Origin of the sequence: Actinoplanes oryzae, assembly GCF_030757795.1 — a bacterium.
Lineage (GTDB): Bacteria > Actinomycetota > Actinomycetes > Mycobacteriales > Micromonosporaceae > Actinoplanes.
In genome coordinates this window covers 1-20,244 of record NZ_JAUQWH010000047.1, presented here as the reverse complement: position 1 = coordinate 20,244, position 20,244 = coordinate 1, and the positions used below count along the sequence as shown (strand labels likewise).

The window sequence follows — 20,244 nt, the reverse complement described above, 5'->3', positions numbered from 1 at the left end:
ACGATTCCCGTCCGAACTCATGGGGGTCGCGCGTGCCAGTCGTCTCGGTGATGAACTACAAGGGTGGGGTCGGCAAGACGACGCTCACGGCCAACGTCGCCGCGGAGATAGCCGACAACGGCTATCGGGTCCTGATGATCGACCTCGACCCGCAGACGAACCTGACCTTCTCCTTCTTCACGGTGGAGGAGTGGAACACCGAGCTGCGCGAGCGGCGCACGATCAAGCGGTGGTACGACAGCGGGCCGTCGAGTGCCGAGATGCGCCTCGAGGACCTGGTGCTCAGCCCGCCGCGGGTGAACGAACGGGTCGCCCGCAGCGGCGGCCGGCTCGATTTGATCAGCTCGCACCTCGGGCTGATCGACATCGACCTCGAGCTGGCGCTGCTGCTCGGCGGGATGACGCCCGCCCAGTCGCGGCGCAAGTTCCTGGAGGTGCACGGCTGCCTCGCCGAGGCGCTGCGCGCGCCGGCCTTCCGGGCGTACGACATCGTCCTGATCGACTGCGCCCCGAACTTCGGCCTGGTGACCAAGACCGCCATCGTCGCGAGCGACTTCGTCCTGGTGCCCGCGAAGCCGGACTACCTGTCCACCATCGGCATCGGCTACCTCAAGGCGAGCGTCGAGAAGCTGGTCACGCGGTACAACGAGTTCGCCGACGAGGACGCCCTCGCCCGGCGCATCGACCCGAGGTTCGCCGGGGTCGCCTTCACCATGACCCAGGTCCGTTCCGAGCAGCCGATCATCGCGCAGCGCACCCCGATGGAGAATCTGCGCGAGGCCGGCATCATGCCGATCTTCGGCTCGTCGGTGCGCAACAGTCCCCAGTACTTCGCGGAGTCGGGGGAGCGGGGCGTGCCCGCGATCCTGCGCGGCCCGCTGGACCATCCCGTCAGCCAGGAGATGCGCGCCCTGATCGGCGAATTCGTCGAGGCGGTCGCCGGAGAGAGGGCCCGAGCGTGACCATCGATCTGACCAGCACCGTCAAGCTTCTCCACCGGGTCTTCGAGTTCCTCGCGACCCAGTCCGCGACCCAGCTGTCGGACCTGGCAGCGGGCCGATCGACCCTCACCGCCGTGGCCGCCGCCGCGCCCGTCGCTGAACCCGCCGCGCCCGTCGCTGAACCCGCGCCTGCCGGTGGATCCGTCGTGCGTGCCGGTGGACCCGTCGGCGGGCCGGCGCGGCACCCGGTTCCCGGGCCGGTTCCCGGAGCGGTTCCCGAGGCGGGCGCCGACTTCTCAGCGATCATCGCGGAGCTGCGCGGGCAGCCCTCCGCGGCCGACGGCACCGCGTACCTGAACAAGCTCCAGCTGAACGGCAAGAAGGCCACCAAGGCCGACCTCATCGCCGTCGCCGCCGCCGCGGGTCTCACGCTGCAGCCGGCGACCCTCAAGTCCGACGCGGTGCGCAAGCTGGTCGAGCACGCCATCGGCACCCACCGCAAGTACGCCGGCCTGAGCGCCTGGTGACCGCCCGCCCTACCGCGCCCAGGCGGCAAGCAGATCGTCCGGCCCGAAGGCCGCGTCGAGACCCCGGGCGGTCACGCCGCTGCGGCTGATCGCCAGCAGCGGCACCGGATCGTCGGTCAGCGCGGCCCGTTGCCGTTGCACCGCGAGCAGATCGTGGTCGTCGAACGATCTCCGGGAGGTGCGGTCCCACGAAAGTCAGCCAGAACTATCAAGCCTGTGCCCGTTCCGGGGCGCGCTGCTCGCGCGGTTCGGGAGCCCGGCGGGTGCGCTGCCGGACGGCAATGCCCACTGCCACCAGGATCGCCGCGCCGGTGATGATGCCGACGGCTGTCGTCGGGACGTCGAGGAGCTTCAGGGAGCTGGCCAGCAGCACGATCACCAATGCCGCCCGGACGATGCCGCCCGGCGCCCGCGAGGAGATGCGCGAGCCGAGCAGCACGCCCGGGATCGAGCCGAGCAGCACGGCCGCGGCCAGGTCGAGCTGCAGGTCGCCGAAGAGGGCGTGGCCGACGGCGGCCGACAGCACCAGCGGGATCGCCTGGACGAGGTCGGTGCCGACGAGATCGTTGGCGCGCAGCGTCGGGTAGAGGGCCAGCAGGGCGACGATGATCAGCGAGCCGGAGCCGACGCTGGTCATGCCCACGATGACGCCGCCCGCGACGCCGATCAGCAGCGTGGGGACCGGGCGCACGACGATCGGCTCGGCGGATGCCGGCCGGCCGCGGCCCACCCAGGCCTTGAGCAGGAGGCCGCCGGCGGCGAGCAGGAGGGCGACGCCGAGGGAGATCTTGATGATGTGCTGGACGGTCTCGTCGTCGCCGAGGGCGCGCAGGATCAGGACGCCGAGGAAGGCGCTGGGGACGCTGCCCGCGCAGAGCCACGCGACCAGGCGCCAGTTGACCGTGCCGCGCCGGGCGTGGACCCAGCCGCCGAAGGGTTTCATCACGGCGCTGGCCGCGAGGTCGCTGGAGACGGCGGCGACCGGGGGGATGCCGAAGATCAGCACCAGGACGGGGGTCATGAGGGCGCCGCCGCCCATGCCGGTGAGGCCGACCACGATGCCGACACCGAGGCCGGCGAGCGCCAGGGTGAGATCCATCCCGGAAGTCTCCGGGACGGACTCCCTCCTTGTCTACCAACTGGGTCGATTTTGTGGACTTTAACTCGGCCAGGTGAGCGTTCACTACGGGCGGAAACCAGGGGCCTGCGGCAAAGGCGTAAATATCCGGAAAAGCGGGCTCGCCGGGAACCTTCCCGAGACGGCCCGGATGGGTTGTGATCGCTAACAGCGGACCCACAGGGAGATCATTGCTTCCGGGTTACGTATTGACTACGGCAGTGTTAGCGATAACACTCCGGAGGACGCATCGATCGAAGGTGATCCTCGGGAGGGTGTCATGGTGGTCAGCTCGTTACCCTCCGCGGCGCACGGTGGCCGGATCGAGTTGCGGCAGCTGCGATACTTCGTGACCCTGGCCGAAGAGCTGCATTTCGGGCGCGCCGCCGCCCGGGAGCACATCGTCCCCTCCGCGCTCACCGCCCAGGTGCAGCGGCTCGAGCGGGCCGTCGGGGTCCAGCTCGTCGACCGCACCACCCGGCACGTGCGGCTGACCGAGGCCGGCGACCGGTTCCTCGTCGAGGCGCGGCAGATCCTCGACCACGTGGAGCGCGCGGCGGAGCAGGCCCGCGGCACGGCGGCGCCGACGCTGCGGCTGGGCGTGCTCGACGAGGGCTACGACGCGATCCGCCCGGTCCTGCGCGCCCTGCAGCGGCAGCAGCCCGAGCTGGAGATCCACCAGGTGCAGGCGGGCGTGCCCGAGCAGTGCCGGATGCTCGCCGACGGCCGGCTCGACGTCGGAGTGGGGCGGCTGCCCGGCCCGGCGACGGGTGTCGCGGCCGAGGTGTTCCGGCACGATCCGCTGGGCGTGCTGATGGCCGCCGATCACCCGTACGCGGACCTGCCGCACGTCCCGGTCGGCGCCCTGCGCGAGGAGACCCTGCTGCTCTCCGACGGCGACGTGGCCCCCGAGTTCAACGCGTTCGTGTCGGAGATGTGCAAGCTGGCGGGCTTCTTCCCGGCGAGCTTCCCCGGCACCGTGCAGACCTTGCGGGCCGCCGTCGATCTCGTGGCGGAGAAGCGGTGCGTGCTGTGCGCCCCCGCCTCGACCTCCGGCTGGCCGGACGATGTCCGCTGGCGCCCGCTCGGCCCCGTGGCGCCGCGTTATCCCTGGTCCCTGCTGTGGCGCGCGCACGAGCCGTCCGCGCAGGTCCTCGACCTGATCGCGGCGGCGCGCCGCCTGGCCACCGAACGGGGCTGGACAGGCGGCGCGCCGGAGGAGCTCGTCAGCTGACCCGGATCATGTTCCAGGACAGCGGCGGGAGGACGGCCTGCAGCCGCCCGCCGTCGATCTTCGGGTCGTCCACCGTCTTCGGCGCCACACGATCGGGAGAAGCGGCGGTGTTGACCGCGTCCGGGTCATCGTCGAAGAGCGCCGTGTGCGAGGCCGCCGACAGCGAAGGCAGCGACCGCAGATCGACATCCAGGGCAACCGAGTCGTCCAGTGACCGGTTCACCGCGAAGATCACGACACCGTCCGGGGAGGACACTGCCACGGAGTCGATCACGGGCACGTCGCCGTACAGCGAAGTCGGCACGGAAGGGGCCGACGCCACGGTCTGCAGCGCCGTGCCCTGCCCGTACCGGGCGGTCAGGGCGAACGGGTGGAAGGACGCCTGCTTCCACACCGCCCCGCCCGGCTCGGTCATGATCGGCGCGATGACGTTGACCAGCTGCGCCAGGCAGCCGATCTTGACCCGGTCGGCGTGGCGCAGCAGCGAGATCAGCAGGTTGCCGACCACGACCGCGTCGGTCACCGAGTAGACGTCCTCGATCAGCCGCGGCGTCTGCTCCACCTCGAGGTTGGTCTCGCCGACGAACCGGCTCTGGTACCACACGTTCCACTCGTCGAAGGAGATGTGGATCCGCTTCGACTGCCGCTTCACCGCCCGTACGTGATCGGCGGTCGCCACCACCTCCTCGATGAACGCGTCCATGTCGGTGGCCACCGCGAGGAAGCTGGCCCGGTCGTCGCCGTGCTGCTGGTAGTAGGCGTGCGCGGAGATGTAGTCGACCGCCTCGTACGCCTCCTTGAGCACCGTCGCCTCCCACGAGCCGAAGGTCGGCATCGCGCGGTTGGAGCTGCCGCACGCGACCAGCTCGATCGACGGGTCGACCTGGCGCATCGCCTTGGCGGTCTCGACGGCGATCCGGGCGTACTCCTCGGCGGTCTTGTGCCCGGTCTGCCAGGGCCCGTCCATCTCGTTGCCGAGACACCACACCTTGATCCCGTACGGATCCCCGCCGCGCAGGTCGGACCAGTACGTCCCGCCCGGCAGGTTGCAGTACTCCACCAGGTCGCGGGCGGCCTCGAGCCCCCGCGTGCCCAGGTTGACGGCCATCATCGGGTCGACGCCGGCCGCGCGGGCCCACGTCATGAACTCGCCGACGCCGACCTCGTTGGTCTCCAGGGACCGCCAGGCCAGGTCGAGGCGCCGGGGCCGGTCGGCGACTGGCCCGATGCCGTCCTCCCACCGGTAGTTGGAGACGAAGTTGCCGCCGGGGTACCGGACGATCGGCACCCCCAGCTCGCGCACGAGCTCCGCCACGTCCTGCCGGAACCCGTCGCCGTTCGCGGACGGGTGACCCGGCTCGTAGATCCCGGTGTAGACGCAGCGTCCCATGTGCTCGACGAACGAGCCGTAGAGGCGCGGGTCCACCGTCCCGATCGTGTACGCGGGGTCGACGGTCAGGGAAGCGTTGAGCATTCTCATCCTTTCAGGCCGCTGCCGGCGATGCCTTCGACGATATTGCGCTGGAAGAGCAGGAACACGGCGACGAGGGGAATCGCGCCGAGGATCGCGGACGCCATGGTGTCGGCGTACCGGATGCCGAACGTGCCCTGCACCGTGGCGAGCCCGACCGGGATCGTCATGGTGTCGGGGTTGCTCAGCACGAGCAGGGGCCACAGCAGGTCGTTCCACGAGGTGACGAACGCGAAGATGGCGACCGCGGAGACCGCCGGGCGGGCCAGCGGCATGATGATCCGCCGGTAGATGCGCAGCCAGCCGGCGCCGTCCATGCGGGCGACCTCCTCCAGCTCGCGCGGCAGGCCGTCGAAGAACTGCTTGAAGATGAAGACGGCCACGGCGGTCGGGATCTGCGGCAGGCTGACCGCCCAGAACGTGTTGAGCAGGCCGAACGAGTCCATCTCCCGGAACTGCGGGACGATCAGCACCTGGCTCGGGATCATGATGCCCGCGAGCACGAACCAGAAGACCACGTTGCTGTAGCGGAACCGCATGCGGGACAGGGCGAACGCCGCGAGGCTCGCCAGCAGCACCGTGCCGGCCGCGGTCAGCGTGGAGATGAAGATGCTCGCGCCGAACCACTGCACGATGTCGGTGTCGCGCAGGATCCGGCCGAAGGCCGACACCGTCGGGTCGTTGATCGCCCAGGTGGTGTTGACCGTCTCGGCGTTCGGCTTGAGCGCGGTGTCCAGGGCCCACAGCAGCGGGACGAGCCACAGCAGGGCGAAGGCGATGAGCACGCCGGCGCAGATGCGGTTGAACAGCTTCGTGCGCGTGGCCACGCTCGCGGCGGTGGCGGGAGGACGCGTCGCGATGCTCATGGTCACACCCCCTTTTCCTGGCGGCGGACGATGGTGAACCAGACCGCGGAGACGGCCAGGACGACGAGGAAGAACAGCATCGAGACGGCGGACGCGTAGCCGATGCGGAAGTTGGTGAAGCCCTCGTCGTAGACGTACTGCAGGATCGAGCGGGTCGCGAAGTCCGGCCCGCCGGAGGTCATGATGTACATCTGGTCGAAGACCTTGAGCGACGCGATGACCTGCAGCACGCAGACGAGCGTGGTGGTGCGCCCGAGCAGCGGCAGCGTGATCGACTTGATCTGCTGCCACGGCGACGCCCCGTCGATCGACGACGCCTCGTAGAGGTCGCGCGGGATCTCCTGCAGGCCGGCGAGGTAGAGCACGAAGTTGAAGCCGAGCGTCCACCACAGCGTGGTGATCGCCAGCGACGGCATGGCCCACGACGGATCGCCCAGCCAGTTCGGCGCGGTGATGCCGATCTTGCCGAGGCTGACCTCGATGAGGCCCAGCCCGGGCGTGTAGAGGAACATCCAGATCAGCGCCACCACGGCCGACGGCAGGATGTACGGCGCGAAGAACGCGAGCCGGAAGAACCAGCGCCCGTGCTTGACCCGGTCGGCCAGCAGCGCGAGCGCCAGCGCCAGCACAATGAGCGGCGGCGTGGTCAGGATGGTGAACCACAGCGTGTGCCACAGCGACGACCAGAAGTCCCCGCTCTGCAACGCCTCGGTGTAGTTGCCCAGCCCGGCGAAGCTCGACAAGCCCGGCTTGACGAGACTGGTGTCGAAGAAGCTCATCAGCAGCCCGTAGAGCCCGGGCCCGATGATGAACAGCAGGTACACCAGCAGGAACGGCGCCAGGAAGCCCGCGGCGGGCAGACCGTACCCGCGCTTCTTCTCGGCCAGGGGCTCCTCGGCGGACGGCGTGCGTACGGCGGTCTCGGTGGTGGTCATGGAGGCACCTCCTTTCGACGAGTCAGACGGGCGGGGCGGTCTTGGCGAGCCGGTCGAGGTTGCCGCGCATCTGCGAGACGGCGGCGGCCGGCGTCTCCCGCCCGGCGAGCACGTTGCCGATGGCCGCGCTGCAGACGATCTCGAAGTTGGAGCCGGAGCCGGAGTACCAGCCCTCGGGGTCGTAGGTGGCGCCGTCGACGGCGGCCGCGTAGTTGGACTGCGGCGTCATCGCCTTGTACTCGGCGCTGTCGAGGAACGGCTTCCACGCGGGCACGTGGCCGCCCTCGGCCCAGGTCTTGCTCTGTTCCAGCATCGTCTTGATGAAGTCGAGCGAGCGGTCCAGCGCGGCCTGGTCGCGGGTCGGCTGCTTCGGGATGACCAGCGTGTGCGAGTCGGCCTGCACCGCGTACGTCCCCCCGCCGAACACGTTCGGGAACAGCGTCATCGAGAAGGGCATCTTCGCCGTCTGGAACGTCGAGATCTCCCACTCGCCCTGGAAGTAGAAGCCCGCCTGGCCGTTGGCGAACATCGCGATCGCGCCCTGGTAGTCCACGCTGCCCGGCATCAGCCCGCTGCTCGTGAGCTTCTGCATGAACGTGAAGACCTCGGTCGCCTTGTCGTCGTCGATGACCACCTTGGTGCCCTCGTCGGCGAGCACCTGGCCGCCCAGTTGCGCGTAGAGGGACTGGAAGATGCGCCACGGGCTGGCGACGTCGCCGTCGATCGCGACCACCCCGCCGTACCCCTTGGTCACGGCCTTGACCTTGGTGAGGGCGTCGATGAACTTCTCCTGCGTGTCCAGCGGCGCCAGGGTCCCGTCGGAACCGAGCAGGCCGGCCTTGGCACAGATGTCGGTGTTGTAGAACATGACGAACGGGTGCGTGTCGATCGGGATGGCGTAGGCCTTGCCCTCCACCAGCCCGGCCTCCCAGGGCCGCTGCGAGAACATGTCCGGCGTCATGCCGTGCCGGGCCAGGTCCTCCGGGCGCAGCTCCTCGAGCAGCCCGGCCGTGACCAACGTTTTCGCGCGGGTCAAATGAGAGACGGCGACGTCCGGCGGCTTCTGGCCGAGCGTCGCCAGCGACAGTTTCGTGTAGTAAGGGTTGCCCCAGGCGAGCGTCACGGCGCTCAGGTCCGTCCCGGGGTGGGAACTGCGGTAGGCGTCGAGCATCTGCGTCATGCGCAGGCCGTCGCCACCGCCGAAGAGATTCCAGAAGTCCACGGAGCCGCCCGTGTCGCGTCCGGGGGTGAAGCCGGCGCACCCGGTCAGCCCGAGGGCCGCAGCAGCGGCGGAACCGCCCAGCAGGGCGCGTCGGGTGAGGGCCATGCCGTGAGCCTGCCGTCCGGCCGCCGGACGGGTCCAGAGCCCGACGTTCGCCAGTCAAGAAGGACCGCCACCGAACCAAGAATGATCGACTTCTCCGGTGATCGAGGCTGGCGTAGCGGCCGCCCGGCGGGGTAATGGCGTGGTCATGGAGGAGTTGCGGTGGCTGGCTGTCGTCCGGCACGGGCAGAGCACGGGCAATGTGATCGCGCAGGACGCCGAGACGAGCGGCCTGGAGGCGATCGACATCCCGGAGCGCGACGCCGACGTCCCGCTGTCGGAGGCCGGGCGCGACCAGGCGGCGGCGGTCGGCTCATGGCTGGCGGAGGAGCGTCCCGGCTTCGTGGTGGTGTCCCCGTATCTGCGCACCCGGCAGACGGCGGAGATCGCCCTCGGAGACACCGGGATCCCGTTCGTGGTCGACGAGCGGCTGCGCGACCGTGAGCTGGGCGTCCTCGACCTGCTGACCGGCCGGGGCGTGCAGTCCCGGCTACCGGACGAGTACGCCCGGCGGGCCCGGCTCGGCAAGTTCTACTACCGTCCCCCGGGCGGCGAGTCCTGGGCCGACGTGCTGCTGCGCCTGCGCGCCCTGCTGCGCGAGCTGCGCGAGGACCACCCCGGCGGCCGGATCGTCCTCTTCGGCCACGAGGCGATCGTGCTGCTGGTCCGCTATCTCGCCGAGCAGCTCAGCGAGGAGGAGCTCATGAAGGTGGCGCACGAGACCACGATCGCGAACTGCTCGATCAGTACGTGGGAGCGCCGCGACGGGCGCCTGCAGCCGGTGTTGTTCAACGACGTGGCGCACATCAAGGACGAGGGCGCCCCGCACACGAAGCAGGAGGACGTCGATGCCAGCCCGCAATGAGGAGCAGGTCATCACCCCGGCGGTGCTGCGCGGGTGGCCGCTGCCGGACCCGGCGGGCGACAAGACCAGCCGGGGCACCGTGCTGGTCGTCGGCGGCTCCCGGTTCACCCCGGGCGCGGTGCTGCTCGCCGGCGAGTCCGCGATGCGCGCCGGGGCGGGCCGCCTGCAGCTGGCCGTGGTCGAGTCCACCGCCGCCGCGCTGAGCATCCGGGTGCCCGAGGCCAAGGTCGTCGGGCTGCCCGAGACCGGGCGCGGGTCCGTCTCCGGGGAGGTGCCGGAGCACCTGCTCGAGCTGGCCGGCAAGGCGGACGTCCTCGCCGTCGGCCCCGGCCTGGACGACGTCGACGAGACGCTGCGGCTCATGCACCAGCTGCTCGACGCGGCCGGGTCGTCGTCGGTGGTGCTCGACGCGTACGCCCTCGGCGCGCTGAGCAAGGAGCCCAAGCTGCTCGCGGGCCGCGACCTCAGGGTCGTCCTGACGCCGAACGTCACGGAGGCCGAGATCCTCCTGGGCCGCGAGCCGGGCGACGACCTGGCCGCCGTCGCCGCCGAGCTGGCTTCCTCCTACGGCGCCACCGTCTCCCTCTACGGCCACATCGCCGCCCCGGACGGCAAGGCGTGGCGCGAGGAGAGCGGCGACACCGGGCTGGGCACCTCGGGCAGCGGCGACGTGCGCGCGGGGATCGTCGCCGGCCTGCTGGCCCGCGGCGCCGAACCGGCCCAGGCGGCGTGCTGGGCGGCGTGGGTCCACGCCGTCAGCGGCCAGCGCCTGGCCCCGCGCTACGGCCGCGTCGGCTTCCTGGCCCGCGAGCTGGTCGACGAGGTGGCATTCACGATTGCCACTGTGTAAAGCGGGTACGCCTTCTGTTCACGCCCAGTGAAGGGGAGGTCACCGATGACCACCGCCCGAGAGATCATGACAGCCGATGTCACCTGTGTCGCCGAGGCGGAGACGCTCGCCGACGCCGCCCGCAAGATGGCCGAGCTCGACGTCGGCTCGCTGCCCATCTGCGGTGCCGACAACCGCCTCAAGGGCATGCTGACCGACCGTGACATCGTGGTGAAGGCCCTCGCCAAGGGGCACGACCCGGCCGGCGTCAAGGCGGGCGAGCTGGCGCAGGGCAAGCCGGTCACGATCGGCGCCGACGACGACGCGGCCGAGATCCTGCGCACGATGGCCCAGCACAAGGTCCGCCGCCTGCCGGTCATCGACGGCCACGACCTGGTCGGCATCGTCGCGCTCGCCGACGTGGCCCGCGCCCTGCCGGACCGCCCGGTCGGCGACCTGATCGACGCCATCACCACCTGACCGGCCCGGTCACGCACCACCTGACCGGCCCGATCAGGCGGCCGCCGGGCGCGCCGGCACCCGGATAACGGCTGCCGTCTATGTCCGATATGGTCGTGGTCCCCGGGGTGGGGGCCGGGTCCCGCGGTCCTCACCCCGGGCCGGGCCGTGCCCTGCCCCGGGCCGCCCGGGGCTTGCCGCGCCGCGGGCCTCGCCGGGCCGCCGGGCCTGCGGCGGGGCCGGCGGCGGGGCAGGCGGCGGCGTCAGGCCGTGCGGCGCTGGCCCGTGCGGCGCTCGCGCAGGATCGTCGAGGCGGCCAGCGCGGTGCCGCCCACCCCGACGCCGCCGAGCACGCCGAGGGCGAAGCGCTGCTCGGCACGGACCTCGTGGGCGGCCGGCTCACCAGGCCGGGAGTCGGTGCTCATCCCGGCGAAGGCCGACAGCCCCGCCACCCAGAAGGCCGCCAGCACCGCCCCGGCGGCCAGCAGCCCCCAGCGCGGCAGCTCCACGGGCGGCGCCCACACGGCCGGGATGAACCAGCTCTGCGGCCGCCGCCCGCGCAGCGCCCGCCTGTTCGTGAGGATGCCCGCGACGAAGCCGGGCAGCACCAGCGCCGCGGCCGTCAGCACCACCGGCGTCGTCGGCAGCGTGGCGGCCCCGCCCAGCAGCCCGCCGATGAGCACGCCGCACCACAGCACGCCGGTCAGGCACAGCACGTCCAGCAGCACCAGCACCCGTCGAGACATCACGGCACGGACGTTAACCGCCGCCCTGCCGCGCGGTGGCGCTTTCGCCGATTTCGCAGCGCCCGCGGCCTCCCGGTCCCTCCGGCATCTCCGCCACCGTGGGATCATCCGGCGATGAGCCGACGCCTCGTCTACTACGTCGCGGTGACCATTGACGGCCGGATCGCCGGACCGGGTGGGGAGTCCGCGTTCTTCCCGATGGACGCCGAGCTGATGACCGCCATGAACGAGGTGCAGCCGGAGACCGTCCCGACCGCCTTCCGCCCGGCGCTGGGCATCGAGGGCACGCCGAACAAGCGCTTCGACACGGTGCTGATGGGCCGGGCGACGTACCAGGTGGGCCTGGACGAGGGCGTCACCAGCCCGTACGCCCACCTGCGGCAGATCGTGTTCTCGCGGACGCCCCGGTCCGGCGGGCCGGTGGAGTGGGTCACGGGCGACCCGGCCGCGTACGTGCGGGAGCTGAAGGCGGCCGACGGCCTCGACCTGTGGCTCTGCGGCGGCGGAAAGCTCGCCGCGGCCCTGCTGCCGGAGATCGACGAGCTCGTCGTCAAGCGCTACCCGGTGCTGGCCGGCGCGGGGCTGCCGCTGGTCGACGGCGGCTTCGACCCGGCGGCGTTCACCGTCACCGGCAGCCGGAGCTTCGCCGGCGGCGCGGACGTCACGTCGTACCGGCGGGCCGGCGGCGGGGGACGTGCCGGCGGTACGAGCTGACCGTCGGGTCGCCGTCGATCCAGAAGCGCCACGGGACGTCGTGGGCGGCGGTGACGCCGACGCGCGGGCCGGCGACGATCGGGCCGGCCGGGCCGTCCGCCGGGGCGAGCGTGGCCGGGCCCGTACCGTCGATCACGGAGGTGCCGTTGGCGGCGCGGTCGAGGCCGAGGACCTGCATCAGCTTGGCCGGGCCGGCGGCGAGGTCGGTGTCCCTGCGGGTGCTGCGGCGCTCGCGGGCGAGGGCGAGGCCGTCGACCACCTCGCCGGCGCGGAGCAGGACAGCGGCCGCCACGCCCGCCTCGCCGCAGACAATGTTGGCGCAGAAGTGCATGCCGTAGATCTGGTAGACGTACAGCCGGCCGGCCGGGCCGAACATGACCTCGTTGCGGCTCGTCATGCCACGGTGGGCATGGCTCGCCGGGTCCTGGCCCAGGCCGCTGTAGGCCTCGACCTCGGTGAGCCGGACGGTCACGCCGTTGGCGACCAGCCGCCGGCCGAGCAGATCACGGGCGGCTTCGTCGACACGGGCGGCGGGAAGTTCGAGCCAAGTCACGCCGACCAGTCTGCCCGGCCCCTCAGTTGGCGGGGCGGCGCGGTCCGCCCGGGCGGCGGCGCTTGCCCGGCACGATCGTCGCGGCGGGGCGCTGTGGTCCGAACGGCCGCGTCGGCCCGAACTCGAGCGGGCGGCGGCGCCGGCGGAAGTGGTCGGGCCGCATCATCCGACGAAGTCCTGGGTCATCCACACCATGCCCTTGCTGTCGCGGACCACGCTGAGGCCGATGCGCTCGAAGTCCTTGCTGAGCAGGTTCTTGCGGTGGCCGTCGTTGGGCGGTGTCTCGGCGAGCATGCTGTCGGTCAGGCCGTTGGCCGCGCCCACCTTGGCGGAGTCGCTGGAGCCGGCGCTGCCGTAGCCGATGTTCTCGCCGGCCGAGCTCCACTTGACGCCCTGGGCGCTGAAGCGGTCGCCGATGCCGCCCTCGCCGGAGCACTGGTGGCTCAGCCCGCAGCCGTCGATCATCAGCTGGTTGTGGATCGCCGCGGCCTTCGACAGGTCGCTGTCCAGGGTCAGGGCGTCGAGGCCCTCGTCCTCGCGGGCGGCGTTGATGTGGGCGAGCACCTGGTCGAGGACCGAGCCGCTCGTGGACGGCGCCGAGGTCGAGGCCGCCTTCGTCTTCTTCGCCTTGGCGGTCTCGGCCGGCTTCGACGAAGCCTTGGGGCTGGCCTTGCGCGTCGACGGGCTCGCCTTGGGGCTGGCCGTCTTGGACGGACTGGGGGAGGCCGACGGCGGCACCGAGGGCGGCAGGGAGGCGGCCTCCTCGTCGAGCAGCAGATCCGCGTCCGGGGTGCCGCCCAGGTCGACGGGGGCCTGGGTGGTCAGGGGCGCGTTCGCGGCGGCGTTGTCCGGAACGGTGTCGCCGGAGCGGGCCACGCCGATGACCGTGAAGCCGGCCCCGATCACCACGGCGGTGGCTCCCGCCGCCAGCGTGTACCGGAAACGTCGGGCAGCGGACATCGACACGGAACTGGTCACCTCGGCACTCACAGACTCGGACAGCGTTGCGACATGCACTATGACCGGCCGGGGCGGCGGGGCGGACGTTCCTAAGGAGGGCTAAAGGATCGACACACGAAGAACTAAGAGACCCAGGAGAGGAAGCGGTCGTAGAGGTCGGCGGGGGTGGGTTCGCCGCGCGCGGTGAGGTCGGCGACGGCGTCGTACATCACCGAGGCCATGTAGATGGCGAGCCCGGCGGGGAAGTGGTCGTACTGGGCCGCGAGGTCGGCTTTCGCGTTGGCGCACGGCCAGGGGCGCTCGCAGACCAGGCAGTCCCAGGACGGCCGGGCCGGCAGGTGCTCGGTGGAGGAACTGCCCGGCATGGTTCTCCTCTGAAGATCACTTACGGCGACTTGGGGGCTACACAGAGGAGCGTGCGTCACATACTCTCCACCATCAATGCACCAGTACGAGATTTCCTGGATCGGGATTCTCGCCGTCTCGTTCGGGACAACTGCAAACTTTCTGACACTGGAGGTCGGAGTGGGCGTCGAAACGGGCTCCACGGTCCCGAGGCGGCAGGCCGGGCGGCTCATGAAGCAGCTGCGTGAGCGGGCCGGCATCTCCCTCATGGCCGCGGCGGAGGAGCTCGAGTTCTCCCGCGCCCGGATGTACCGGATCGAGAACGGCGAGGTGGCGCTGCGCAAGCACGACGTGCTCGCCATGTGCTCCTTCTACGGCGCCGGCGCCCAGATCACCGAGGTGCTCGTCGGCCTCGCCCGCGAGTCCAAGGCCAAGGGCTGGTGGCACGCCTACGGCGACGTCGTCCCCGGCTGGTTCGAGCTCTACGTCGGCATGGAGACCGCCGCCGAGCGGCTGCGCCACTACGCCCCGAGCGTCATCCCGGGCCTGCTGCAGAACCCCGAGTACGCCGAATGGGTCTTCCGCCAGCGCGCCGACCTCGACGACGCCGGGGTGCGCAACGCCGTCGCCGTCCGCCTGGAACGGCAGGAGCTGCTGCGCCGGGCCAGCCCGCCGCCCCCGCGCCTGGACGTGCTCGTCGACGAGGGCGTGCTGCGCCGCACGATCGCCGACACGCTGGGCATGCAGAAGCAGCTCGCCCATCTCGTCAACATCTGCCAGCGCCCGGGCGTGAGCGTGAGGGTCATCCCCTTCGAGGCCGGACCGCACACCGCGTCAAGCGCCGGTTCGTTCACCATTCTCGATTTCCCGACCGTCGGCGCCGCCGCCCCGGAACCGACGACCATCTATTGCGAGAATCTGACCGGCGCCCTCTACCTGGACAAGCCCCGCGAAGTGGAGACTTACAGCGGCGTGTGGGCTGAGCTGGAACAAGTCGCGCTCGGCCGGCGCGCCTCCGAGGATCTCATCGGCACGATCATCAAGGAGAGCGATGCCTGACCTCAGCGGTGCGCGCTGGCACAAGAGCACGCGCAGCGGCAGCAACGGGGGCGACTGCGTGGAGGTCGCCGACAATCTGGTGGACGTCGTGGCCGTACGCGACAGCAAGGACCCCGACGGCCCGGCGCTCGTCTTCCCGAAAACGGCGTGGCGTGCCTTCGTCGCGGGCCTCAAGGCCCAATAGCCTGGCGGGGTGAGCGATCCCGCCGACCTCGGCACCCCCGCCGACCTGTGGCGACGGTGGGCCACCCTGGCCGCCGCCCTGAGCGCCCTCGGCCACGAGGACACCTGGTCGATCACCGTCGCCGGCGCCCACCACGACGACGGCGGCGGCAACTGGGCGCACCTCACGCTGGTCGAGGGCGGCCGGGCGGTGCTCTACGGCTACGACCACGAGTACAGCGCGACCGTCGACGCCGAGCCGCCCCTCGACCTGCTCGCGGGCGCCCCGGAGTGGCTGCCGTGGGACGAGCTCACCGGTCCCGCCGGGCGCGACGAGCTGGGCTACGCCTACTGGTACGACGCCGGGGGCTGGCGCCGCGTCCCGTACGAGCTGCGCGACGGCCTGGGCACGACGGCCGGCCCGGTCCTCGGCGAGGACGACGCGTGCCGGGAGCTCGCCGAGTTCGTCTTCGAGTGGGGCGAGCACGACGTCGACACCCCGGCCGAGCGCGCCGACGTCGCCGCGGCCGCCGCCCGGCTGCTGGCCGGGTTCGGCTCGCCGGCCCTGCACGCGCTGCTCGGCAGGCTCACCACCCAGGTGCCCGACATCCGCGTCGGCCTCGCCGTGGCCACCCGCGCCGGGCTGCTCGGCGACGTCGAGCCGCCGGCCCGCCCGCCCGGCCGGCCCCCGGAGCGCCGCCGGGTCCGCAAGCTCAGCGACGCCGACCACGACCGGCTCATCTGGGCGGCCATGCACCGCGAGCCCGAGCGCGACCGGCCCGTTCCGGTCGGCACCGGCGAGCTCGGTGCCCTGGCCACCTGGCTGCGCGGCCGCGCCCCCGCCGGCGACGGCCGGTGCCAGGTCAGCGTCTACGCCGACGACAGCAGCCTGGAGGCCCAGGTCGGGGACCCGCCGCCCGCCGAGCGCCCCGCGGAGGGCCGCTTCGGCATGTTCCACGAGCTCAGCGATCTCGTCCGGCGGCTGCGCGCGGCCGAGGCCGACGACGCGTACGGCCGATGGCTCTTCCTCCGCGTCACCACCACCGCCACGGAGGTGACCGTCGAGCGCCGCTACGACTCCTGGCCGCCGTGGTGGCCGGACGACGACACCTTCGGCCCGTGGCGCGCCAACCTGCGCAAGGAAGTCGAGGCGCGGGCGGCGCCGTGGCAGCCGGAGTGGGCGGCGCTGCTCGACCCGGAGATCGCCTACCGGCCCGCCGACGGCTGATCGCTACAGTGCGCGATGTGAACAGACTTCTGCGAACCATCACCGGCGTCGCGCAGCGGGTGGCACCCCGGCGCGCTCCCGAGCCTCCGGCCGGCACGGCGGCGCGGCGCCCGGCGCGGCACGTGCCCACCGGGCAGCGCGGCCGCCAGGTCGAGTACGCCCCGCACCTCGACGGCGACGCCGACCCGGGCGAGGTCGTGTGGACCTGGGTCAAGTACGAGGACGACCCGCACCAGGGCAAGGACCGTCCCGTCCTCGTGGTGGGGCGCGACGCGCGTACCCTCCTGGGCCTGATGCTGTCCTCCCAGAGCGACCGGGACGGCCAGCGCAACTGGCTCGCGCTCGGCCCCGGGGCCTGGGACCGCGAGGAGCGGCCCAGCTGGGTGCGGCTCGACCGGGTGCTCGAGGTCGACGAGGACGGCATCCGCCGCGAGGGCGCCGTGCTGGACCGGGCCCGCTTCGACCGGGTGGCGGCGATCCTGCGGCGCAACTACAACTGGGCATAACGCGGCCCGCGGGCGAGTTGACGTCTACCGTGACGGCAATGGTGGGTTTCGGTGCAAAACAGGCATGGCTGGCGGTCCGGGGCGTCGATCAGCAGGCGCTGGTGGACGCCCTCGGGCTGCGGGACCTCGGCGAGGTGCCGTGGCGCGACGGGCTCGACGTGGCCCACCTGACCGACGACCGGATCGCGGTCACGCCCGCCCTCGACGGCTGGACCCTCGCGGTCGGGCGGCGGCTGCTCAACCACCCGGCCGACGTGGTCGATCTCTCCGGGCGGCTGGGGACCGAGGTGCAGCAGTTCGCCACCCACCGGGTCACCGAGATCCACCGCTGGCAGCGCGCGGAGAAGGGGGAGCTGATCCGCGCTTTCGGGTATGTGGGCCAGACAGGCGACGTCACCACGTGGTTCGGCGACCCGACTCCGGTCGAGCTCGAGTTGGGCCTGCCTCCCGTTTACCTGGCGGCCGAGCCGGTCACTTTGGAGGAGGAGCTCGCCGCCCTGGTGGCGGAGGAGACCACGATCCTGGTGTCCGAGCAGGACGTGCTCCGCGTGGCCGGCGCGTGGAGCATCGACCCGTCGCGGCTCGGCGCGCCCGCGCCCGGCCGGCTGCGGGTCGGGGCAGTGCTCTAGGAGGGCGGAGATCATGCGCAAATACGTCATCATGGGCGTGCAGGGCAGCGGCAAGGGCACCCAGAGCGAGCTGCTCGCCAAGGACCTCGACCTCGTGCACATCAGCGTCGGCGACATCTTCCGCTGGCACGTGCAGCAGCACACCAAGCTCGGCGCCCAGGTCCGCCGCACGATGAACGCCGGCGAGCTGGTCGGCGACGACCTCGTCGAGTCCGTCGTGCGCGACCGCCTCGACCAGCACGACTGGAACTTCGGCTTCATCATCGACGGCTTCCCGCGCAACGGGCGGCAGGCCGAGTTCTTCATGGAGAGCTACGACATCGACGCCGTGATCCACCTTGAGCTGCCCGACGCCGAGGTGCGCCGCCGCGTCCTGAGCCGCCGGCTGTGCCCCGGCTGCGGCATGGACTACAACCTCATCGCCGACCGGCCCGAGCAGGAGGGCCGCTGCGACATCTGCGGCACCGAGCTGATCGTCCGGGACGACGACACCCCCGAGGCGCTGGCCGCGCGGCTCCGGGACTACCACGAGAAGACCAAGCCGGTCCTGGACATCTTCCGCCGCAAGGAGGTCGTCCACGACATCGACGCCCGGCCGGCGCAGGACGACGTGCAGCAGGCCATCCGCAAGACGCTGGACCTGCCCGCCTACACCCCCTGACGCTGCTCGATCGCCTCGCACACCGTCTCGACGACGGCGAGCCGCGCATGGTGTTTGTCGTCGCCGGGGATCACGTGCCACGGCGCGTTCTTGTGATCCGTGCGCTCGAGCATTTCCTTGACCGCCTTCTCGTACGCCGGGCGCTTGTCGCGGTTGCGCCAGTCCTCGTCCGTGAGCTTCCACGCGCGCAGCGGATCGTTCGCCCGGTCCTCGAACCGGCGCAGCTGCTCCTCCGGCGACACGTCGAGCCAGAACTTGACCATGATCATGCCCTCGGCGGTGAGCGTGCGCTCGAACTCGACGATCTCGTCGTACGCCCGCCTCCACTGCTCCTTGGTGGCGAAGCCCTCGACCCGCTCGACCAGCACCCGGCCGTACCAGGAGCGGTCGAACACCGCCATGCCACCCCAGCCGGGCAGCTTGGGCCAGAAGCGCCAGAGGAAATGGTGGCGCTTCTCGTCGTACGTGGGGGCGGCGAACTGTGACACCCGGACGTGCCGGGGGTCGATCGGGGCCGTCAGCCGCTTGATCGCGCCGCCCTTGCCGGACGCGTCCCAGCCCTCGAAGACGACGCACAGCGGCGGCCCGATCTTCTTGGCGCCGATCTGACCGCCGAGCTCCAGCCGCAGCCTGAGCAGCCGTTGCTGGGCCTCTTCGAGCTGCTGTTGCGCCTTCTTCTTCGCCATGGGGCCACGTTAATTCGCTTCCGGCGCTGCGGGACAATCGGTGGGTGACTCTTGTTGACGACATGCTGTGGCGCGGGCTGATCCAGGACTCGACCGACCCCTCTGAGCTGCGAGCCCTGCTCGACGGCGACCCGGTCACGTACTACGTGGGCTTCGACCCCACCGCCGCCTCCCTGCACGTCGGCAACCTCATGCAGGTGGTGACCGCGCGCCGGCTCCAGCTCGCCGGGCACAGGCCGCTGCTGCTCGTCGGCGGTGCGACCGGGCAGATCGGCGACCCGGGCGGGCGCTCGACCGAGCGGGTGCTCAACGCGCCGGAGGTCACCGCCGGCTGGGTGACGCGCATCCGCTCGCAACTTTCTCCGTTCGTCTCCTTCGACGGTGACAACGCCGCGACCATGGTCAACAACCTGGACTGGACCGCGTCGCTGTCGGTGATCGACTTCCTGCGGGATGTCGGCAAGCACTTCCCCGTCAACAAGATGATCGCCCGCGACGTGGTGAAGAACCGGCTCGAGACCGGCATCAGCTTCACCGAGTTCAGCTACCAGCTGCTGCAGGCCAACGACTTCTACGAGCTGCACCAGCGGCACGGCTGCCTGCTGCAGTTCGGCGGGTCCGACCAATGGGGCAACATCACCGCGGGCGTCGACTTCGTCCGCCGCCGCGGCGCCGGCCCCGTGCAGGCGTTCACCACCCCGCTGGTCCTCAAGGCCGACGGCACCAAGTTCGGCAAGACCGCGGGCGGGGCGACCTGGCTCGACCCGGAGATGACCTCGCCGTACGCCTTCTACCAGTTCTGGATCAACGCCGACGACGCGGACGTGGCCAAGTACCTGCGCTACTTCAGCTTCAAGTCGCGCGAGGAGATCCTGGCGCTGGAGAAGGAGACCGCGGAGCGGCCGCAGGCGAGGCTCGCGCAGAAGGAGCTGGCGTACGAGATCACCGCGCTCGTGCACGGCTCCGCCGAGGCCGATCAGGCGGTGGCGGCGAGCCAGGCGCTGTTCGGGCGGGGAGAGCTCGCGTCCCTCTCCGCGGCGACGCTGCGGGCAGCGTTGTCCGAGACCGGTCTGACTCCCGTACGCGGGGAGCTGCCCACGGTCGCGGCCCTGCTCGTGGAGACGGGGCTCGCGAAGAGCAACGGGGACGCGCGGCGGACGATCTCGGAGGGCGGGGCGTACGTGAACAACGAGCGCGTAACCGATGCCGAGGCCGTGGTGCCCTCGTCCGCCCTGCTCCACGGGCAGTTCCTCGTGCTGCGCAAGGGGAAGCGGACCTTCGCCGGCGTCGAGCGGGTTTAGCTTCCGGACGTGTGGCGGGGGTCTCGTACCCCCCGATTTGGCGCTGGCGGCTCGGGGGAGTAATGTTTTCCGAGCCGCCAGGGAGACGGACGCGGGTGACGCGGACGGCCTGGGGCCAAACCAACC

At 71.4% G+C, this 20,244-nt stretch carries 25 protein-coding genes; 14 read left to right on the top strand and 11 right to left on the bottom strand.

Features of this window, described 5'->3' with window-relative positions; genetic code table 11:
- Positions 1-32 precede the first annotated feature (32 nt).
- Together RBH18_RS17535 and RBH18_RS17530 are read left to right on the top strand one after the other, a co-directional pair.
- Positions 33-962: a ParA family protein gene (locus RBH18_RS17535; protein WP_306209017.1), complete on the top strand. Its 930-nt coding sequence runs from the start codon at positions 33-35 to the stop codon at positions 960-962.
- Positions 959-1,468 (top strand): hypothetical protein, encoded by a 510-nt coding sequence (locus RBH18_RS17530; protein ID WP_306209015.1) that lies wholly within the window; start codon positions 959-961, stop codon positions 1,466-1,468. The genes RBH18_RS17535 and RBH18_RS17530 overlap by 4 nt, the downstream gene beginning before the upstream one ends.
- A 9-nt stretch (positions 1,469-1,477) precedes the next feature.
- On the opposite strand, the gene RBH18_RS17525 is transcribed toward RBH18_RS17530, so the two are convergent.
- Positions 1,478-1,609 (bottom strand): hypothetical protein, encoded by a 132-nt coding sequence (locus RBH18_RS17525; RefSeq protein WP_306209014.1) that lies wholly within the window; start codon positions 1,607-1,609, stop codon positions 1,478-1,480.
- A gap of 67 nt (positions 1,610-1,676) precedes the next feature.
- Positions 1,677-2,567, bottom strand: coding sequence for a sulfite exporter TauE/SafE family protein (locus RBH18_RS17520; protein WP_306209012.1), 891 nt, complete (start codon positions 2,565-2,567; stop codon positions 1,677-1,679).
- Between the two features lie 301 nt (positions 2,568-2,868).
- Between RBH18_RS17520 and RBH18_RS17515 the strand changes: the two genes are divergently transcribed.
- The gene (locus RBH18_RS17515) at positions 2,869-3,819 is read left to right on the top strand and encodes a LysR family transcriptional regulator (protein WP_306209010.1); all 951 of its coding nucleotides are present in this window, start codon (positions 2,869-2,871) and stop codon (positions 3,817-3,819) included.
- Here RBH18_RS17515 and arfA read toward each other — a convergent pair.
- The 4 genes from arfA to RBH18_RS17495 are packed head-to-tail and all read right to left on the bottom strand — an operon-like array spanning position 3,812 to position 8,418.
- Positions 3,812-5,293, bottom strand: a complete 1,482-nt coding sequence (gene arfA / locus RBH18_RS17510) for an arabinosylfuranosidase ArfA (RefSeq protein WP_306209008.1) — start codon at positions 5,291-5,293, stop codon at positions 3,812-3,814. The genes RBH18_RS17515 and arfA overlap by 8 nt on opposite strands.
- A gap of 2 nt (positions 5,294-5,295) precedes the next feature.
- Complete coding sequence (locus RBH18_RS17505; protein ID WP_306209006.1) at positions 5,296-6,156, bottom strand: carbohydrate ABC transporter permease; 861 nt, start codon at positions 6,154-6,156, stop codon at positions 5,296-5,298.
- Between the two features lie 2 nt (positions 6,157-6,158).
- Complete coding sequence (locus RBH18_RS17500; protein ID WP_306209003.1) at positions 6,159-7,091, bottom strand: carbohydrate ABC transporter permease; 933 nt, start codon at positions 7,089-7,091, stop codon at positions 6,159-6,161.
- 22 nt (positions 7,092-7,113) lie between these two features.
- Entirely contained in the window at positions 7,114-8,418 is a 1,305-nt protein-coding gene (locus RBH18_RS17495; protein WP_306209001.1) for an extracellular solute-binding protein, read from the bottom strand.
- A 97-nt stretch (positions 8,419-8,515) separates the two neighbouring features.
- On the opposite strand from RBH18_RS17495, the gene RBH18_RS17490 reads away from it, so the two are divergent.
- Genes RBH18_RS17490 through RBH18_RS17480 form a run of 3 tightly spaced genes read left to right on the top strand, consistent with a single transcriptional unit; the run spans position 8,516 to position 10,589 of the window.
- Positions 8,516-9,280 (top strand): histidine phosphatase family protein, encoded by a 765-nt coding sequence (locus RBH18_RS17490; RefSeq protein ID WP_306208999.1) that lies wholly within the window; start codon positions 8,516-8,518, stop codon positions 9,278-9,280.
- Positions 9,264-10,130 (top strand): NAD(P)H-hydrate dehydratase, encoded by an 867-nt coding sequence (locus RBH18_RS17485; protein ID WP_306208997.1) that lies wholly within the window; start codon positions 9,264-9,266, stop codon positions 10,128-10,130. The genes RBH18_RS17490 and RBH18_RS17485 overlap by 17 nt, the downstream gene beginning before the upstream one ends.
- A 45-nt stretch (positions 10,131-10,175) precedes the next feature.
- On the top strand, positions 10,176-10,589 hold the full coding sequence (locus RBH18_RS17480; RefSeq protein WP_306208995.1) for a CBS domain-containing protein: 414 nt from the start codon (positions 10,176-10,178) through the stop codon (positions 10,587-10,589).
- A gap of 242 nt (positions 10,590-10,831) precedes the next feature.
- On the opposite strand, the gene RBH18_RS17475 is transcribed toward RBH18_RS17480, so the two are convergent.
- On the bottom strand, positions 10,832-11,317 hold the full coding sequence (locus tag RBH18_RS17475) for a hypothetical protein (protein WP_306208993.1): 486 nt from the start codon (positions 11,315-11,317) through the stop codon (positions 10,832-10,834).
- 111 nt (positions 11,318-11,428) lie between these two features.
- Here RBH18_RS17475 and RBH18_RS17470 point away from each other — a divergent pair, with 111 nt between their 5' ends.
- Positions 11,429-12,028, top strand: coding sequence for a dihydrofolate reductase family protein (locus tag RBH18_RS17470; RefSeq protein WP_306208991.1), 600 nt, complete (start codon positions 11,429-11,431; stop codon positions 12,026-12,028).
- On the opposite strand, the gene RBH18_RS17465 is transcribed toward RBH18_RS17470, so the two are convergent.
- The 3 genes from RBH18_RS17465 to RBH18_RS17455 all read right to left on the bottom strand — a co-directional run bounded on the left by RBH18_RS17465 (position 11,976) and on the right by RBH18_RS17455 (position 13,906).
- Positions 11,976-12,581 carry a DNA-3-methyladenine glycosylase gene (locus RBH18_RS17465; RefSeq protein ID WP_372338931.1) on the bottom strand — a complete coding sequence of 202 codons (606 nt, stop codon included), beginning with the start codon at positions 12,579-12,581 and terminating at the stop codon, positions 11,976-11,978. The two genes, RBH18_RS17470 and RBH18_RS17465, sit on opposite strands and share 53 nt — an antisense overlap.
- A gap of 162 nt (positions 12,582-12,743) precedes the next feature.
- The gene (locus RBH18_RS17460) at positions 12,744-13,559 is read right to left on the bottom strand and encodes a CAP domain-containing protein (RefSeq protein ID WP_306208989.1); all 816 of its coding nucleotides are present in this window, start codon (positions 13,557-13,559) and stop codon (positions 12,744-12,746) included.
- 104 nt (positions 13,560-13,663) lie between these two features.
- Positions 13,664-13,906, bottom strand: a complete 243-nt coding sequence (locus RBH18_RS17455; protein ID WP_306208987.1) for a hypothetical protein — start codon at positions 13,904-13,906, stop codon at positions 13,664-13,666.
- 160 nt (positions 13,907-14,066) lie between these two features.
- Here RBH18_RS17455 and RBH18_RS17450 point away from each other — a divergent pair, with 160 nt between their 5' ends.
- Genes RBH18_RS17450 through RBH18_RS17425 form a run of 6 tightly spaced genes read left to right on the top strand, consistent with a single transcriptional unit; the run spans position 14,067 to position 18,131 of the window.
- Complete coding sequence (locus RBH18_RS17450) at positions 14,067-14,945, top strand: helix-turn-helix domain-containing protein (RefSeq protein ID WP_306208985.1); 879 nt, start codon at positions 14,067-14,069, stop codon at positions 14,943-14,945.
- On the top strand, positions 14,938-15,129 hold the full coding sequence (locus RBH18_RS17445; protein WP_306208983.1) for a DUF397 domain-containing protein: 192 nt from the start codon (positions 14,938-14,940) through the stop codon (positions 15,127-15,129). Before RBH18_RS17450 ends, RBH18_RS17445 begins: the two co-directional genes overlap by 8 nt.
- Positions 15,130-15,138: 9 nt before the next feature.
- Entirely contained in the window at positions 15,139-16,335 is a 1,197-nt protein-coding gene (locus tag RBH18_RS17440) for a hypothetical protein (protein WP_306208982.1), read from the top strand.
- Positions 16,336-16,352: 17 nt separating this feature from the next.
- Complete coding sequence (locus RBH18_RS17435; RefSeq protein ID WP_306208980.1) at positions 16,353-16,841, top strand: type II toxin-antitoxin system PemK/MazF family toxin; 489 nt, start codon at positions 16,353-16,355, stop codon at positions 16,839-16,841.
- A gap of 38 nt (positions 16,842-16,879) precedes the next feature.
- Positions 16,880-17,470, top strand: coding sequence for a hypothetical protein (locus tag RBH18_RS17430; protein ID WP_306208978.1), 591 nt, complete (start codon positions 16,880-16,882; stop codon positions 17,468-17,470).
- Positions 17,471-17,483: 13 nt separating this feature from the next.
- Positions 17,484-18,131: an adenylate kinase family protein gene (locus tag RBH18_RS17425; RefSeq protein WP_306208976.1), complete on the top strand. Its 648-nt coding sequence runs from the start codon at positions 17,484-17,486 to the stop codon at positions 18,129-18,131.
- On the opposite strand, the gene RBH18_RS17420 is transcribed toward RBH18_RS17425, so the two are convergent.
- Entirely contained in the window at positions 18,119-18,817 is a 699-nt protein-coding gene (locus RBH18_RS17420) for a polyphosphate kinase 2 family protein (RefSeq protein WP_306208974.1), read from the bottom strand. The genes RBH18_RS17425 and RBH18_RS17420 overlap by 13 nt on opposite strands.
- Positions 18,818-18,879: 62 nt before the next feature.
- On the opposite strand from RBH18_RS17420, the gene tyrS reads away from it, so the two are divergent.
- The gene (gene tyrS, locus RBH18_RS17415; RefSeq protein ID WP_306209073.1) at positions 18,880-20,118 is read left to right on the top strand and encodes a tyrosine--tRNA ligase; all 1,239 of its coding nucleotides are present in this window, start codon (positions 18,880-18,882) and stop codon (positions 20,116-20,118) included.
- Positions 20,119-20,244 lie beyond the last annotated feature (126 nt).

Coding starts and splice junctions, on each gene's coding strand:
- RBH18_RS17520 (WP_306209012.1), bottom strand. CDS start 2,567: ATGGATCTCACCCTGGCGCTCGCCGGCCTCGGTGTCGGCATCGTGGTC.
- arfA (WP_306209008.1), bottom strand. CDS start 5,293: ATGCTCAACGCTTCCCTGACCGTCGACCCCGCGTACACGATCGGGACG.
- RBH18_RS17505 (WP_306209006.1), bottom strand. CDS start 6,156: ATGAGCATCGCGACGCGTCCTCCCGCCACCGCCGCGAGCGTGGCCACG.
- RBH18_RS17500 (WP_306209003.1), bottom strand. CDS start 7,091: ATGACCACCACCGAGACCGCCGTACGCACGCCGTCCGCCGAGGAGCCC.
- RBH18_RS17495 (WP_306209001.1), bottom strand. CDS start 8,418: ATGGCCCTCACCCGACGCGCCCTGCTGGGCGGTTCCGCCGCTGCTGCG.
- RBH18_RS17485 (WP_306208997.1), top strand. CDS start 9,264: ATGCCAGCCCGCAATGAGGAGCAGGTCATCACCCCGGCGGTGCTGCGC.
- RBH18_RS17480 (WP_306208995.1), top strand. CDS start 10,176: ATGACCACCGCCCGAGAGATCATGACAGCCGATGTCACCTGTGTCGCC.
- RBH18_RS17470 (WP_306208991.1), top strand. CDS start 11,429: ATGAGCCGACGCCTCGTCTACTACGTCGCGGTGACCATTGACGGCCGG.
- RBH18_RS17455 (WP_306208987.1), bottom strand. CDS start 13,906: ATGCCGGGCAGTTCCTCCACCGAGCACCTGCCGGCCCGGCCGTCCTGG.
- RBH18_RS17445 (WP_306208983.1), top strand. CDS start 14,938: ATGCCTGACCTCAGCGGTGCGCGCTGGCACAAGAGCACGCGCAGCGGC.
- RBH18_RS17430 (WP_306208978.1), top strand. CDS start 16,880: ATGGTGGGTTTCGGTGCAAAACAGGCATGGCTGGCGGTCCGGGGCGTC.
- RBH18_RS17425 (WP_306208976.1), top strand. CDS start 17,484: ATGCGCAAATACGTCATCATGGGCGTGCAGGGCAGCGGCAAGGGCACC.
- RBH18_RS17420 (WP_306208974.1), bottom strand. CDS start 18,817: ATGGCGAAGAAGAAGGCGCAACAGCAGCTCGAAGAGGCCCAGCAACGG.
- tyrS (WP_306209073.1), top strand. CDS start 18,880: ATGCTGTGGCGCGGGCTGATCCAGGACTCGACCGACCCCTCTGAGCTG.